Here is a 15,039-nt window from a genome sequence, read left to right as displayed (position 1 = left end):
GGCCCGCGCGGCGGCCACGTAGGGTGTGCTCTGTGCCCGATACCACTACAGAACGTCGTACAACGCGGCCGGCGCGCCGGACCACCGGTGTGGCACCGGTCCGCGGGTGAGTCGCGAGATGGACGACCGGGCGGAACACGACTCCGAGGACGCGGCGTGGCCGGTGGACCGGGAGCTGCTGCGGCATCACGGGGATGTCGACGCGCAGCCCGGAATGCTGGATTTCGCGGTGAACGTGCAGGGCAGCGGCCCGCCCGCCTGGTTGCGGGAGCGGTTGGCGGCCCGGCTGGGGGAGCTGGGCCGGTATCCGTCCGCCGCGGAGGAGCACGCGGCGCGCGCGGCGGTGGCGGCCCGGCACGGGCGTACACCCGAGGAGGTGCTGCTGCTGGCGGGCGCGGCCGAGGGCTTCGCGATGCTGCCGCGGCTCGGGTCGGCCGAGGCCGCGGTGCTCCAGCCGTCGTTCACCGAGCCCGAATTCGCGCTGCGGGAGGCCGGGACGCCGGTGACCCGGGTGCTGCTGCCACCGCCCTACACCCTCGATCCGGCGCTGGTGCCGTCGTCGGCGGATCTGGTGGTGCTGGGCAATCCGACCAATCCGACGTCGGTACTGCATCCGGCCGAACGGATTCGCGCGCTGCGCCGGCCCGGCCGGGTCCTGGTGGTGGACGAGGCCTTCATCGACGCGGTTCCGGGTGAAGCGGAATCCCTTGCCGAGCAATCGCTTCCGGATGTGTTGATCTTCCGCAGCCTCACCAAGACCTGGGCGCTGGCCGGGCTGCGCTGCGGATATGTGCTCGGCCCACCGGAATTGCTCGCCCGGCTGAACCGGGGCCGCCCGCACTGGCCGCTGGGCGTGCTGCAACTGGAGGCCGTCGCGGCCACCGCCGAACCGGCCGCCGTTGCCGAATCCCGTTCGCGCGCCGAACGACTCGCGATCCATCGCAGCGCCATGATCGCCCGGTTGCGTTCCGTCGGCATCCACGTCCACGAACCCGCGGCCGGCCCCTTCCTGCTGATCCGCGTGCCGGATGCCGAACTCCTGCGGAAACAGCTGGCGGACAAGGGGATCGCCGTCCGCCGCGGCGACACCTTCCCCGGACTCGGCCCCGGCCATTTACGGCTCGCCGTGCGTCCGCCTGCGGTGGTCGATCGGCTGATCGCCGCCGTTCGCGACGTCGGACTGTGATCGACGGGCATTCGGGCCGCATCGTGCCGATCGCGATGTCCGGAGCACCACGGATCGTGACGGTCGTAGCGTTCGGCCCGGATCCCGGTCGTGGCGTTCGGCGCGGATCCCGATTGTGATGTCCGAGTCCGGATCCCGATTGTGACGGTTATGGTGTCCGGCTCTGATCGTGATGGTTGTGGTGTCCGGCCGTGATCCGGATTGTGCCGGTTGTGGTGTCCGGCCGTGATCCGGATCGCGACGGTCGTGGCATCCGGCCCTGATCCGGATCGCGACGGTGGTGGTGATCGGGACTGATCCGGAACGTGCCGGTTCTGGTGTCCGGGTCCCGATCCGGATTGTGACGGCTGTGGCGTCCGGCCCGGATGCGGGGTGGTCCGGTTGTGAGGCACCGATTCCCGGCCGGAAATCGCCGGGACCTTCGGTAGTGTCGGACCTCCGGCAAGCGATGGCGCCGAGGACCGGCCGGGCGCGGTGCCCGGCGTGCGGCCCCCGGCGCGGATGGTGAGGAGGCGCGGTGACGCGGGGTGACGCGGGTGTGACGGTGCGGGAACTGATCGCGGTGCTGGATGCGGCGTACCCGCCCCGGCTGGCCGAATCGTGGGATTCGGTGGGGCTGGTGTGCGGCGACCCGGGTGATGCGGTGACCCGCGTGCTGTTCGCCGTCGACGCCACCGCCGCCGTGGTCGACGAGGCGATCGCCTGGGGCGCACAGACTCTCGTGGTGCACCACCCGCTGCTGCTGCGCGGGGTCGACACCGTGGCCGCCGATACCCCGAAGGGGGCGTTGATCCATCGGCTGATCCGGCACGGCTGCGCGCTGTTCACCGCGCACACCAACGCCGATTCCGCCGATCCGGGTGTGTCCGACGCTCTCGCGCAGGCGCTGGGCATCACCGTGACCGGTCCGCTGGAGACCAGAACCGCTGCGGCCGTGGATGAATGGGTCGTCCATACCCCGGCCGGGGACAGTGCCGCGGTCCGGGAGGCGTTGTTCGCGGCGGGGGCCACCGCGAACGGGGGCGGTCACGCGTGCGGGCACGGCGGAACGGAGGACGGCGCATCCGCGTCCTCGGACCGGATCGAGGTGCTGGCACCGCCTTCGGCGCGGGGCGCGCTGCTCGCGGCCCTGCGGACGGCACATCCGGCCGTGGAACCGGCCTTCCACGTCACCGAGCGTGCCGCGTTGCCGACCTCCCGCGGGCTGGGCCGGGTGGGTACGCTGCCGCAGCCGGAAACGTTGCGCGCCTTCACCGCCCGGGTGCGGGCCGGACTGCCCGGCACCGCCTGGGGAGTGCGCGCCGCCGGTGATCCCGATCGGCTCGTGCGCACCGTCGCCGTCTGCGGTGGCGCCGGAGATTCGTTGCTGGGCACCGTGTCTCGCCTCGGTGTCGACGTCTACGTGACCGCCGACCTGCGCCACCATCCCGCCGACGAACATCTGCGCGCGGGCGGCCCCGCCCTCATCGATGCCGCGCACTGGGCCACGGAATTCCCCTGGTGCGCACAGGCCGCGACCCTCGTCCACGCCGCTCTGCCGGCCGTGGCGACCCGCGTCTGCACCGTGCGCACCGACCCCTGGACCCTCGGCGCCGCCGACGAGTGAGACCGGATCGTCCGAGTGGCGGACGGCAGGCGGCGGTCGACGCGACCTCTCACCCGGCGACGACGATCGGCGCGTGCGTCACCGGGAAGTTCATCGAGTTGGCGAGGTAACAGCGCCGGTGCGCCTCGGCGTGGAGAGCGTGCGCGGCGTCGACGCGGGTGGCGTCGGTGACGGTGATCCGGGGATGCAGGGTGACCCCGAGGAAGCGCTGGTCGTTCATGACGCCGGTGGCGGCGTCCCGGTAATCGGTCACGCCGATGCCGGCGTCCGCGCACAGGTGCAGGTACCAGAGCATGTGGCATTCGGCGAGGGCGGCGACCAGCAGCTGTTCCGGATTCCAGCGGGCCGGGTCGCCGCGGAACTGCGGGTCCGCGCTGCCCGGGATCGGTGGGCGGCCGGGCACGCGGGCCTCGTGGTTGCGGGAGTAGGAGCGGTAGTCGGTCGTCGCGCCGCTCCAGACCACGTCGACCGCGTAGTGATGTGCACCCATGCGCCCAGCCTGACATGCCGGGGTCCGGGTCCGCGTGCGCATTTTCCGGGCCCGCACCGCCGGAAAGCGGGCGGGCTCGAGCGCAATGCGCGAAGGGCAGAGTACCGTTGACCTTCCGGTCTCGGCAGCCCCGTGGGCCGCCGTGAACCACCGAACCGTCCATAGTGTCGAGGAGTACGTTCCGCGTTGAATGTCGAATCATCGATCCAGGCCAAACTGCTCGACCTCGCCGGAGTCGACGCCGAACTGACCCGCATCGAGCATCGCCGCAAGGTACTGCCCGAGGCGCAGGAGGTGCAGCGGCTGGAGACGGAGCGCTCCACCCGCAAGGATGCGGCGGTGAAGGTGGAGATCCTGATCGACGATCTCGACCGCGACATCCGCAAGCTGGAGACCGAGATCGACGGTGTGCGCAAGCGCGAGGAGCGCGACCGCGGCATGCTCGACAGCGGCGGTGTCGGCGCCAAGCAGCTGTCCGAGTTGCAGCACGAGCTCACCAGTCTGCAGCGCCGCCGGTCGGTGCTCGAGGACGATCTGCTCGAGGTGATGGAACGGCGGGAGGCCGCCGTCGCCGATCATCAGCACGCCGGCGCCAACCTGAGCAAGGCCGAATCCGATCTGGCCGATGCCGCGCGCCTGCGCGATCAGGCGGTGGCCGATCTCGACGTCGCGGCGCAGCGGTGCGCGAACGACCGCGGGCAGCTGCTCGGCGTGTTCCCGGCCGAACTGCTCGGCATCTACGACAAGCAGCGTGCCCAGCACGGTGTCGGGGCCTCGTTGTTGCAGGCCCGGCGCTGCGGCGCCTGCCGCATCGAACTGGACCGCGGCGAGATCGCGCGGATCGCGAAGACCGAACCCCAGATCGTCGTGCGCTGCCCGGAGTGCGGGGCCGTGCTGGTCCGCACCAAGCAGTCCGGTCTGTGAGCCGCCACCGGCGGTGACGCGGGGAGAGACGATGACGAATGTGATCGTGGAGGCCGACGGTGGTTCCCGCGGCAATCCCGGGCCGGCCGGATACGGTGCGGTGGTATGGGATTCCGGCCGCGGCCGGGTGCTGGCCGAACGCAAGGAGTCGATCGGCGTCGCCACCAACAACGTCGCCGAATATCGGGGCCTGATCGCGGGTCTGGCGGCCGCCGCCGAACTCGGTGCCCGCGAGGTCGACGTGCGGATGGATTCCAAACTGGTCGTGGAGCAGATGTCCGGCCGCTGGAAGGTCAAGCACGCGGCCATGATTCCGCTCGCCGACCGGGCCCGGCAGCTCGTGGCGGGTTTCGATATCGTCCGTTTCGAATGGATTCCGCGCGAACGCAATTCGCACGCCGACCGGCTGGCCAACGAGGCGATGGACGACGCCGGGCTGGTGGCGGCCGTCCGCGCGGCGGGAAACGCTGCGGCGCCGACGGTTTCGGACGATCCGGCCGAATCCGCGAGCGGCACCGTCCGGGCCGCGACGGCGGCGTCGGGTGGTCCGGGCTGGTCCGGGGTCGTCGGCCGGCCGACGCGGCTGTTGCTGCTGCGGCACGGGCAGACCGAATTGTCGGTGGAGCGAAGGTATTCCGGCCGGGGCAATCCGCCGCTGACCGCGCTCGGCCGGGAGCAGGCCACCCGCGCGGCGACGCATCTGGCCGGCAAGGGCAATATCGCGGCGGTGGTGAGTTCACCGCTGGGCCGGGCGCGGGAGACCGCCGAGGCGGCGGCGCAGGCGCTGGGTCTGACGGTGCGGGTGCTCGACGGCCTGACCGAGACCGATTTCGGCGCCTGGGAGGGCCTCACATTCGCCGAAGCGGCGCAACGGGATCCGCAGGTGCACGCGGCGTGGCTCGGCGATCCGTCGCTACCGCCACCGGACGGTGAGAGTTTCGACCGGGTGCGGGAGCGGGTGGACGCGGTGCGCCGGGATCTGGTCGCGCTGTACCCGGAGCGGAACGTGTTGGTGGTCAGTCACGTGACGCCGATCAAGACGCTGCTGCAACTGGCGCTGGGGGTCGGGCCGTCGCTGCTGTACCGGCTGCATCTGGATCTCGCCTCGTTGTCGATCGCCGAGTTCTATCCGGACGGCGGTTCGTCGGTGCGACTGGTGAACGAGACGTCCTACCTGTGACGCAACACGGGCCGGTTCCGGAGCTCGCGTTCCGAAACCGGCCCGAAAAGTGGTGTCGCCCTTGCTGTCTCGCGCCGAACGCGGCACCGCTGGAATCCGACCCAGGTGTGCGGACGCTCTACTGCAGCGCCAGCATCGTGCCGTTGAGCTTGTCCAGCGGCCCGTAGACCGTGAATACGACGCGCCCGCTCGGGTACTGCGCGGACAGGTCGGCCGCCGAATCCAGCGCCTCACCGAAGGAGGACGCCGACGGATGCGGCAGGCCCGCCAGGACCTGTCCGAAATGAGTCTGGTGCACCCACTGGGTATCCCCCGGGGTGAGGTCGACCTGAACCCCGCCGGGCACCGGGGTGAACGCCACCGCGCCGGCCGAGCCGGCTCCCAGCGCGGTCGAAATCGAAGCGGCACCGGCGATCAGCGCGCCGATGGCCAGTGCGCGAACTACTCGCATATAGATGAACCCTGCTTTCCACGTCCGTTGACACCCACAGTTCGCCGCCACCCCACGACGCAACTTTCCAACGCGAACACTCTATGACGTCGATCACGTCTCGGGCCAGTTCAGCACGGACATTCGACAGAGACACGCTATGACCGGCGACCATATGGTGGGTCTGCGGCGTTTCGCAGGCGGCGCTGCTACTGTGGCGCGGGTCAAGCCGTCAGTCGAGGTAGGAAGGAAGTTCAGCACCGCATGTCGTCGATTGTCTACGACTACCTGTTGCCGTTGCTCGGCCCCGAGCAGGCCGCCTATTGGGCGCAGATGCTCGTCATCAGTCCGGCCGGTTAGTCCGTACCGGTCCGCCGCGGCGCCGCCGAAAACGGTGTCGCCGTGCTTTTTCCGCAGATCCGCCGTCTCCCGGGCCACGGCGCCGGTCGAATACCGCCGTCGGCTCAGTCCTCGGTTCCGGTCTCCGCCGGAATCGCGGCGGCCGAGTTGTCCGGCACTGATCCGGCGCCGCCGGGGACGGATTGCGGAGATTCCGGCGCGGAGCGTTGTGGGGAATTCGGCGTGGAGCGTTCCAGAAATCGCAACAGCTCCACCGGAAACGGCAGTACCAAGGTCGAATTCTTCTCGGCCGCAACCTCTACCACGGTCTGGAGCAGCCGCAATTCCAGCGCGGCCGGCGCCGCCGACATCCGGGTGCCCGCCTCGGCCAGCATATGTGAGGCCTGCAGTTCACCCTCGGCGGTGATGATGCGGGCCCGGCGCTCCCGCTCGGCCTCCGCCTGACGCGACATGGACCGCTTCATCGATTCCGGCAGTGCCACATCCTTGATCTCCACCCGATCGATGTGCACACCCCATGCCAGCGCCGGACTGTCGATCATGACCTCGAGCCCCTTGTTGAGCTCCTCGCGGTTGGACAGCAGATCGTCCAGATCGCTCTTGCCGATGATCGACCGCAGCGAGGTCTGCGCGACCTGCGCGACCGCGAACATGTAGTCCTGCACCTCGACCACCGCCTGCACCGGGTCGACGACCCGGAAGTACACCACCGCGTCCACGCGCACGGTCACGTTGTCGTGGGTGATGCCCTCCTGCGCGGGCACCGGCATGGTGACGATCCGCATCGGCACCTTGCGCATCCGGTCCACCACCGGAATCAACACGCGCAGACCGGGTTCCCGGACCGCGCGCACCCGTCCGAACCGGAACACCAGGCCTCGCTCGAACTGCTGCACGACCCGGACGCTCGCGCTCGCCACCACGACGCCGATCGCGACGACCACCCCGGCAACGGTTCCGATGATCCCCGGAATGTCCATATCCCTGCGCCACCTGAGCTTTCGCGCCGTATGTGCCGGGCCTGCCCGGTATCTCGATGATGGCACCGCGGCATCGGCGGCGCCACAGCCGGAATCCGGCCGCGCGGGGAAGTTGTGGGGACGAGTCGGTCTGTAAGCCGGATCCTGTCCCCGGCGGATGCCGGGGGGCGACCATCCATCTGGGTGCACCGTCGCCGGGCACCTCGAGCGGCCCACCCGCAGGCTCGGGCGAGCAGCCCTCGAACGCCTGCGCAGTCGCACTCACGAGGAATGCGACCTTCGACCTTGCTCCGGGCGGGGTTTACCGAGCCGCCCCGGTCACCCGGGGCGCTGGTGCGCTCTTACCGCACCGTTTCACCCTTACCGGCGCCCGGACCGGATGGACCGGGCACCGGCGGTCTGTTTTCTGTGGCACTGTCCCGCGGGTCACCCCGGGTTGCCGTTAACAACCGCCCTGCTCTGCGGAGTCCGGACTTTCCTCGGCGCGAGGCAGCGGCACCGACGTGCCCGTTCCTCTCGCCGCAGTCGCCCGACCGACTCGTCTGTGAATACATTATGCCCATCCGGTGTCGCGGGGGGTTCACGGCCCCCGAACGGGGGAATACCGCTTCGTCCGTAATGAACGGAACCTGTTCGGCGGGCAGGGGTGAGACCCGTTACCGTTAGTGGTCATGGAGCGTGTCGAGGTGGGGTTCCCGTCGGGAAGCGATCAGTGTGCAGCGTGGCTCTATCTTCCGGACGGTCCGCCGAAGCCGCGGCCACTGGTGATCATGGGACACGGTCTGGGCGCCGATCGGGAAATGGGGCTGGACCGATATGCGCGGCGTTTCGCCGTGGCCGGAATGGGTGTGCTGGTTTTCGATTACCGCGGATTCGGGGCCAGTGGGGGCGCCCCGCGTCAGGTGATCCACATCCGGCGGCAGCGCGACGACTGGCGCGCGGCCATCGCCTACGCCCGCACCCTCAAGGGTTTCGACGCGACGCGAATCGCGTTGTGGGGCACGTCCTTCGGCGGCGGGCATGTGCTGTCGATCGCGCACGAGGACGACTATCTGGCCGCCGTGGTGGCCCAGTGCCCGTTCACCAGCGGCCGGGCCTCGGCGCGGGCGAAAGGGCCGATCGGATTCGTCAAGACGGGCACCGTGGCGCTGACGGACGTACTGTTCGGCCCGATCCGCCGCAAACCGGTCCGGGTGCGACTGGCCGGCCGCCGGCATTCCGCCGCCCTGATGAGCGCCGCCGACGTCCCCGAGGGATTCGGCCTGCTCGCCGAGGAGAGCAGTAAGTATCAGCCGAAGGTCGGCGCCCGGATCGCCCTGGCCACGATGTTCGACGCGCCGTGGCGGCGCACGAAGAACATCAAGGTGCCGGTGCTGTACTCGGTGTGCGACAACGATTCGCTGATCCCGGTGGGCCCGGTGCTCGCGGCCGCCACCCGCACCAAACACGCTGTGGTGAAGCGATATCCGATCGGCCACTTCGACATCTACTTCGACGACTGGTTCGAGAAGGCGGTCTACGACCAGACCGATTTCCTGGTCTCGGTGCTGCGGCCCTGAGCCCTATTTCTTCTTCTTGCCGTGCCGCTTGGACTTCCGCAGGGCCTTGCTGCCGTACGCGTGTTTCAGGAACTCGGCCGCGGCCGGATACTCGTCGAGGGCCTTGCGGGCGGCATCGGCCTCGAGCTGGGCCAATTCGTCGTATCCCGAGGTGTCGGCGCCCCGGGCGGCCGCCACGACGGCGCGAGCGCGGATCGCCTCACCGGCCTCGACCGCGTCCCGGTGATCGCCGAGCACCGTTTGCAGATGTTTCGCCCGATCGGCCAGTTCCACGGCGGGACCGTCGAGTACCCGGGCGGCCGCCTCGGCGGAATAGCGCAATCGCTTGGCGCCCTTGCGGATCTCGTGCAGATGTTCGATGCGCTCGTCGCCGGTGAGTTTGGTACCGGTGTGGGCCAGGCGCTGCAGGCGGTGGAAATCGTCGCGCAGCACCCCGGAGAAGACTCTGCCCGCCTCGTCCTTGGTGTGCCGGCGGCGCAGCGGCGGGCGGTCGTGCCAGGTGGCGAGGCCGTCGTGCAGTACCGAATAGCGGTCGCCGTCCAGCGCGGCCAGCACCTCCCGATGCGCGGCGGCGTATTTCGCGCGTTCGTCGGCGACCAGGCGCTCGGCGGCGTCGCGATGTTCCGGCGGCTGCTCCTCGAGCAGGGTCGCGAACCGGTCGGCCCGCACCTCCGCGTCGCGGGCCACGCCGAGCAGTCCGGCCAGCCAATGCAATTCGGTGCGCATATCGTCGACACGGCGGCGCCGCAGCACATTCCGATAGGAACGCAGCACACTCCGCAGCCGGCGGGTGGCGACCCGCATCTGGTGCACGGAATCGGGGAGGTCGTCGCGCACTTCGGGTTCGGCGGTCAGCAGCCGATCGATGTCGTCGTCGAGGGCCGCGGTGAGGGCGGGCCCGGCCTTGGTGTTCATCAGCTGTCCCGGAATTTGTCGGTCGCTTCGATCAGATGATGGGTGATCCCCGGTTCGGCGGCGGCGTGGCCGGCGTCGGCGACCAGGTGCAGCTCCGAATTCGGCCAGGCCCGGTGCAGATCCCACGCGCTGACCGCCGGGCACACCACGTCGTAGCGGCCCTGCACGATCACCCCGGGAATGTGCGCCATCCGGCCGGCATCGCGCAGCAGCGCGCCCTCGTCGAAGAACGCGCCGTGCACGAAGTAGTGGTTCTCGATCCGCGCGAACGCCAGCGCGAATCGCGGATCGGCGGATTCGGTGACCCGATCCGGTTTCGGCAGCAGCGAACTCGTCGCGCCCTCCCAGGTCGACCAGGCCACGGCGGCCGCCGTGGCGATCTCCGGATCGGGGGAGTGCAGCAGCCGGTGATAGGCGCTCACCAGATCGCCAGCGCGCTCGGACTCCGGTACCGGCGCCAGGAACTTCTCCCATTCGTCGGGGTAGACGTAGCCGGCGCTGCCGTTGTAGTACCAGTCGATCTCCTTGCGGCGCAGCAGGAAGATGCCGCGCAGCACCAGCTCGGTGACGCGCTCGGGATGGGTCTGCGCGTAGGCCAGTGCCAGCGTCGACCCCCAGGAGCCGCCGAACACCTGCCACTGCGGTATCTCGAGGTAGGTCCGCAGCCGCTCGATATCGGCGACCAGATGCCAGGTGGTGTTGGTCTCCAGGCTCGCGCCGTCGGCCACGTGCGGGGTGGACCGTCCGCAGCCCCGCTGATCGAACAGCACGATCCGATACGCGTCCGGATCGAAGAACTGCCGGTGGAACGGCGACGTGCCGCCGCCGGGCCCGCCGTGCAGGAACACCACCGGCTTACCGTCGGGATTACCGCTCTCCTCCCAGTACAGCCGCTGCCCGTCCCCGGCGTCGAGCATGCCGCTGCGACGAGGTTCCAGGGGCGGGTACAGGGAGCGCATCAGAACGCGATCCCCGAGGCGAGGTCGGACAGCTCCAGCGCCTGCAGCGCCTGCGTCCGGACATCCGGGCAGTTCTTGGTCATGAGCCGGTCGATGACCGCCTTGTCGGCGAGTACCTGCAGGTTGATGCCGCCGTTACGGAAGGACCAATCGTGCACCTCGATGTTGAGCGCCACCTTGCTCAGCGTCGGCCCCTGCACCCGCCAGTCGGACAGTTGCGGCTGGATGTCGTCGCACAGCTGCTTCCCGACCGCGTCGGTGACCTGCACCGGCCCCGGCCCGACCGGCGCGGGCGACCCACTGGCATGCGCCGACGTCGAGGACGAGGTGGGCCCGCTGGACCCGGCCGGCGCCGGCGACCCACCGGTCCCGCACCCGGCGACCAGCACCGCCGCCGCCGTCCCCGCAACCCCCACCGTCACGCGAGTCGCCCACCGCCTGTGCACCATCAACCGTCCTCCGCTCATGATCCCGTCCGATCCGAGTCTGCCACCGATTGCCAGGTATGTGCCCCTGGACGCCACGTCGCAGACCCATGGAAGGGCGCGCGAACAACCCCGTGCGGCACCTGCCGCACGCCCGAATCGACGACGGATCACCCGGCGATCACCTCGTCGACCGAGGTGGCCGAGAACATGCGCCGCGCGAACTCGCGCAGTTCGGCCGGACTCGCGGCCCGCACCGCCTGACGTACACGGTCCGAAACCGCTCCGAACCGGAACGACAGCTGTTCCAGCACGATCTCGGCCTGCCCTTTGACCCAGAACTCGTTCTCGGGCTGCGCGCGCAGCTCTTGCCGACAGTGAAAATGTACCTCAGCAGCCTTGTCAGCTGCAGTTCCGCGGTCAGCGCTCGAAACCGTTGCGCAACTGCGTCAGTAGCTCGTCGACGAAATGGGTGTGGGGTGCGGCGGGGTGGCCGGGGGTGGGGTCGAGGGTGCGCCAGGGGTGCAGGGCGGCCAGCGGGGCCAGGCGTTCGGCCAGGTCGAGTTCGGTGGGGGTGACGGGGCCCAGGGTGCGCCAGGCGTCGAAGTAGGACTCGCGGCAGGGGTCGCTCAGGGTGCGCATCGACAGGAAGGGGTGGGTGAGCAGCGCGTCGCCCCAGTCGAAGAACCTTGTGCCGGTGGCGAATACGTGGCCGGGGAACAGGTCGTTGTGTTCCAGGGTCAGGCGGTCGTAGCGCTCCAACTCGGTTGCGGCACTGGTTATCGCGGCGCTGAGGCCGGGGGCGCGGTGTTCGTAGTGGTGGTACACCGCCAGTAGGCGGGTCGGGGGCAGGTAGGGGACGCCGGTTTCGCCGAGTTCGGGGATGTGCGGTGAAAGCTGTTGCTGGAGTTGGGCGTACGTGTGCAGCGCGGCGGACCAGGAGGTGGGGTCGCGGCGGGTGACGGGGCCGAACAGGGTGCGTTCGGCCGGATCGGTGCGGAGGGTCTCGCCGCCGTCGGCGGTGAGGAACCAGCCGTTGTCCCGATGCACCGCAAGGGGTTCCGGGACGCTGCCGGGTACCAGGCGGTGCAGGGTGTGCAGCAGTGGGCCCTCGTGGGCGAACGCGCGGGCACAGGCCTTGGCCCAGATCGGGCCGGCGGTGGTGGGGATGCGGGCCAGCAGGGTCCAGTCCCGGCGGCGCATCTCCTCGGCGGGGCCGGTCACGGTGATACCCAGCGTCGCCGAGGTATCGGTGGCCCAGTGCACGAGTGGTGCCAGCGGCTGATCGGCCACCGACACCGGCACCGTCATCAGCGGACTCCGATCGGTGCCGTCGGGGGTCCGGTGGGTTCGCGGGGTGACCGGCATGGCGGGACGGTACCCGGTGCGACCGGCCGGTCGCACCGGGTTTTCACCGCGGGTGGGCGGTGTCTCCGTCGATCAGAAGCTGTGTTCCGGTCCCGGGAAGACGCCGCGGCGGACCTCGTCGGCGTAGGTCGCCGCGGCCGTGCGGAGCTGGTCGCCGAGCTGGGTGAACTGCTTCACGAAGCGGGCGGTCTTGCCGCTGGTGTAGCCGGCCATGTCCTGCCAGACCAATACCTGGGCGTCGCATTCCGCGCCGGCGCCGATGCCGACGGTCGGGATGGTCAGTTTGCGGGTGACCTGGCCCGCGAGTTCGGCGGGCACCATCTCCATGACGACCGCGAGCGCACCGGCCTCCTGGACGGCGATGGCGTCGGCGATCAGCTGTTCGGCGGCGTCGCCGCGGCCCTGTACCCGGAATCCGCCGAGGGTGTTGACGCTCTGCGGGGTGAAGCCGATATGCGCGACCACTGGGATGCCGGACATCGTCAGGGTGGCAATGTGCTCCGAAACTCGTTCTCCGCCTTCGAGTTTCACCGCCTGCGCACCACCCTCCTTCATGAACCGGGTGGCCGAGGCGAGGGCCAGGGTGGGGCTCGCCTCGTAGCTGCCGAACGGCAGGTCGGCCACGACCAGCGCGTGCGGGGCGCCGCGGACCACGCCGCGGACCAGCGGGATCAGCTCGTCCACGGTGATCGGCACCGTGGTGTCGTAGCCGTATACGACATTGGCGGCCGAATCGCCGACCAGCAGCACGGGGATGCCGGCCTCGTCGAACAGCTTCGCCGTCGAGTAGTCATAGGCGGTGAGCATCGACCAGCGCTCACCGGAGGCCTTCCACTGCTGGAGGTGGTGCACTCGCGTCTTCTTGCCGGAAGTACGAGGTGCGGCACCGTATGCAGGGGTTTCCGAAGTGGATTCGGACATCATCGTCCCTTTCGTCGGTCCTCGAGGCCCGTCCGGGTCCCCGGGTCGTTGTGACCTCTCCAGTCTGCCCGGACCGACACGCCGCTCGAAGCGGTACGGCCATGGAATTCGTCACACGGCCGCGGATGGGAGGATCGTGCAATGACCTTGTCGCGATCCGGTCGAGTCGCTGTGCTGGCCGCCTCTTTACTGATGGCTGCCGCGTGTTCGACGTCACAGGTGGTGCCGGGCTCGCCCGAACCCGCCGTCCCCACCCCCGCGGGGCTGGAGAAGTTCTACAACCAGGCGCTGCAGTGGACCGGTTGCGACACCTTCGGCGGCGACCAGGGCAGTCGCTTCCCGACCGACACCCAGTGCGCCCACGTCACCGTGCCGATCGACTACGCGAAGCCCGACGGCGGCACCGCGCAGATCGCGATCTCCCGGATCAAGGCGAACGGGAAGAAGGTCGGTTCGCTGCTGTTCAATCCCGGCGGTCCGGGCCAGGCCGGGTTGTGGATGGCCGCGCAGGGCCAGGACACGCAGCTGTCGCAGCGTTTCGACCGGATCGGTTTCGATCCGCGCGGCGTCGGCGCGTCCGTCCCCGCGATCGCCTGCCTCACCGGGCGGGAATGGGATGCCGAACGGGCCGAGCCGCCGAAGGACGGCTCCCCGGCCGGGGTGGCCGCCGCCGAGGACGAGAACAAGCAGTTCGCCGCGCACTGCGCCGAGCGCACCGGCGACGAGTTCCTGGAACATGTCGGCACCCGCGAGGTGGTGCAGGACATGGACGTGATCCGGGCGGTTCTCGGCGATCCGAAGCTGACCTATGTCGGCTACTCCTACGGCACCCGGCTGGGTTACTCGTACGCCGAGCGTTTCCCGGACCGGGTGCGGGCGATGGTGCTCGACGGCGCCGTGGATCCCGACGCCGATCCGGTCGCGGAATCGGTGCAGCAGGCCGGCGGCTTCCAGAAGGCCTTCGACGCCTACGCCACCGACTGCGCCACCAAACCGGACTGTCCGCTGGGCCCCGATCCGGCGCAGGCGGTCACGAAATTCCACGCGCTGCTCGCACCGCTGTGGGACCATCCGGCGCAGACCAAGGACGGCCGCGGCCTCTCGTTCGGCGACGCGGTCACGGGTGTGCAGAACACCCTGTACGCCGAGGACAACTGGAACGTGCTCAGCGCCGGGCTCACCCAGGTGGCGGCCGGTTCCGGTGATCTGCTGCTGAAGCTGGCGGATCTGTACAACGGCCGGCGCAACGACGGCAGCTACGACAACTCCCAGGACGCGTTCCTGGCCATCCACTGCGTGGACGATCCGGCGATCAAGGATCGCCAGGAGGTCGACAAGCAGGACGTCGAATACCGGAAGGTTGCCCCGTTCCTGGACGACGGTCACGGCGGCGATCAGGCGCCCCTGGAACTGTGCGCGTTCTGGCCGGTGCCCAACAGCGCCACCCCGCACAAGATCTCGGTGCCGGGGCTGCCGAAGACGGTGGTCATCTCCACCACCCAGGATCCCGCGACGCCCTATCAGGCCGGGGTGAACCTCGCCCAGCAACTGGGTGCGGCGTTGATCACGAACAAGGGCACCCGGCACACGGTGTTCCTCTCCGGCGGCGTGGCCTGCGTGGACAACGCCGTATTCGACTATCTGGTCGACCTGAGGGAGCCGCCGAGCGGGCTCACCTGTGGCTAATTCAGCACTGTGTTCGCCATGTAACACGGATTTAACTCGGCATGCTTACG

15 protein-coding genes and 1 other RNA gene are annotated in these 15,039 nt (G+C 69.7%); 6 read left to right on the top strand and 10 right to left on the bottom strand.

Translation table 11 applies throughout. The features are described 5' to 3' along the window. Window positions 1–118: 118 nt before the first annotated feature. Window positions 119–1,186 (top strand): Rv2231c family pyridoxal phosphate-dependent protein CobC, encoded by a 1,068-nt coding sequence (cobC, locus tag G361_RS0117585; RefSeq protein WP_019928417.1) that lies wholly within the window; start codon window positions 119–121, stop codon window positions 1,184–1,186. Window positions 1,187–1,703: 517 nt separating this feature from the next. Then, window positions 1,704–2,792, top strand: coding sequence for a Nif3-like dinuclear metal center hexameric protein (locus G361_RS0117575; protein WP_019928415.1), 1,089 nt, complete (start codon window positions 1,704–1,706; stop codon window positions 2,790–2,792). Window positions 2,793–2,841: 49 nt separating this feature from the next. Here G361_RS0117575 and G361_RS0117570 read toward each other — a convergent pair whose 3' ends face one another. Next, window positions 2,842–3,282 carry an OsmC family protein gene (locus G361_RS0117570; RefSeq protein WP_019928414.1) on the bottom strand — a complete coding sequence of 147 codons (441 nt, stop codon included), beginning with the start codon at window positions 3,280–3,282 and terminating at the stop codon, window positions 2,842–2,844. Between the two features lie 186 nt (window positions 3,283–3,468). On the opposite strand from G361_RS0117570, the gene G361_RS0117565 reads away from it, so the two are divergent. After that, window positions 3,469–4,206, top strand: coding sequence for a zinc ribbon domain-containing protein (locus tag G361_RS0117565; protein ID WP_019928413.1), 738 nt, complete (start codon window positions 3,469–3,471; stop codon window positions 4,204–4,206). 31 nt (window positions 4,207–4,237) lie between these two features. Further along, window positions 4,238–5,386, top strand: a complete 1,149-nt coding sequence (locus tag G361_RS0117560; RefSeq protein ID WP_019928412.1) for a bifunctional RNase H/acid phosphatase — start codon at window positions 4,238–4,240, stop codon at window positions 5,384–5,386. A gap of 118 nt (window positions 5,387–5,504) precedes the next feature. On the opposite strand, the gene G361_RS0117555 is transcribed toward G361_RS0117560, so the two are convergent. The 3 genes from G361_RS0117555 to rnpB all read right to left on the bottom strand — a co-directional run bounded on the left by G361_RS0117555 (window position 5,505) and on the right by rnpB (window position 7,697). Next, complete coding sequence (locus G361_RS0117555) at window positions 5,505–5,837, bottom strand: hypothetical protein (protein WP_019928411.1); 333 nt, start codon at window positions 5,835–5,837, stop codon at window positions 5,505–5,507. A gap of 443 nt (window positions 5,838–6,280) precedes the next feature. Beyond that, the gene (locus G361_RS0117545; RefSeq protein WP_019928409.1) at window positions 6,281–7,156 is read right to left on the bottom strand and encodes a slipin family protein; all 876 of its coding nucleotides are present in this window, start codon (window positions 7,154–7,156) and stop codon (window positions 6,281–6,283) included. 117 nt (window positions 7,157–7,273) lie between these two features. After that, an RNA gene (gene rnpB / locus G361_RS47190) (RNase P RNA component class A) lies at window positions 7,274–7,697 on the bottom strand. Window positions 7,698–7,827: 130 nt separating this feature from the next. Here rnpB and G361_RS0117540 point away from each other — a divergent pair. Further along, the gene (locus G361_RS0117540; RefSeq protein WP_019928408.1) at window positions 7,828–8,715 is read left to right on the top strand and encodes an alpha/beta hydrolase; all 888 of its coding nucleotides are present in this window, start codon (window positions 7,828–7,830) and stop codon (window positions 8,713–8,715) included. A gap of 3 nt (window positions 8,716–8,718) precedes the next feature. Here G361_RS0117540 and G361_RS43940 read toward each other — a convergent pair whose 3' ends face one another. The 6 genes from G361_RS43940 to panB form a co-directional block, all read right to left on the bottom strand. Then, window positions 8,719–9,630, bottom strand: a complete 912-nt coding sequence (locus G361_RS43940) for a CHAD domain-containing protein (protein WP_019928407.1) — start codon at window positions 9,628–9,630, stop codon at window positions 8,719–8,721. Continuing rightward, window positions 9,630–10,589, bottom strand: coding sequence for a prolyl aminopeptidase (pip, locus tag G361_RS0117530; RefSeq protein ID WP_019928406.1), 960 nt, complete (start codon window positions 10,587–10,589; stop codon window positions 9,630–9,632). The genes G361_RS43940 and pip overlap by 1 nt, the downstream gene beginning before the upstream one ends. Beyond that, window positions 10,589–11,011, bottom strand: coding sequence for a hypothetical protein (locus G361_RS47755; protein WP_036495182.1), 423 nt, complete (start codon window positions 11,009–11,011; stop codon window positions 10,589–10,591). The genes pip and G361_RS47755 overlap by 1 nt, the downstream gene beginning before the upstream one ends. Window positions 11,012–11,184: 173 nt before the next feature. Continuing rightward, on the bottom strand, window positions 11,185–11,328 hold the full coding sequence (locus G361_RS49480; RefSeq protein WP_019928404.1) for a hypothetical protein: 144 nt from the start codon (window positions 11,326–11,328) through the stop codon (window positions 11,185–11,187). Between the two features lie 106 nt (window positions 11,329–11,434). Continuing rightward, complete coding sequence (locus G361_RS0117515) at window positions 11,435–12,382, bottom strand: hypothetical protein (protein WP_155981481.1); 948 nt, start codon at window positions 12,380–12,382, stop codon at window positions 11,435–11,437. Between the two features lie 72 nt (window positions 12,383–12,454). Continuing rightward, entirely contained in the window at window positions 12,455–13,303 is an 849-nt protein-coding gene (panB, locus tag G361_RS0117510) for a 3-methyl-2-oxobutanoate hydroxymethyltransferase (protein ID WP_081635520.1), read from the bottom strand. 192 nt (window positions 13,304–13,495) lie between these two features. Here panB and G361_RS0117505 point away from each other — a divergent pair, with 192 nt between their 5' ends. Next, window positions 13,496–14,989, top strand: coding sequence for an alpha/beta hydrolase (locus tag G361_RS0117505; protein ID WP_231386904.1), 1,494 nt, complete (start codon window positions 13,496–13,498; stop codon window positions 14,987–14,989). Window positions 14,990–15,039 lie beyond the last annotated feature (50 nt).

This window comes from Nocardia sp. BMG111209, from assembly GCF_000381925.1.
Taxonomy (GTDB): domain Bacteria; phylum Actinomycetota; class Actinomycetes; order Mycobacteriales; family Mycobacteriaceae; genus Nocardia.
This window is presented reverse-complemented; position numbering and strand designations above follow the sequence as displayed.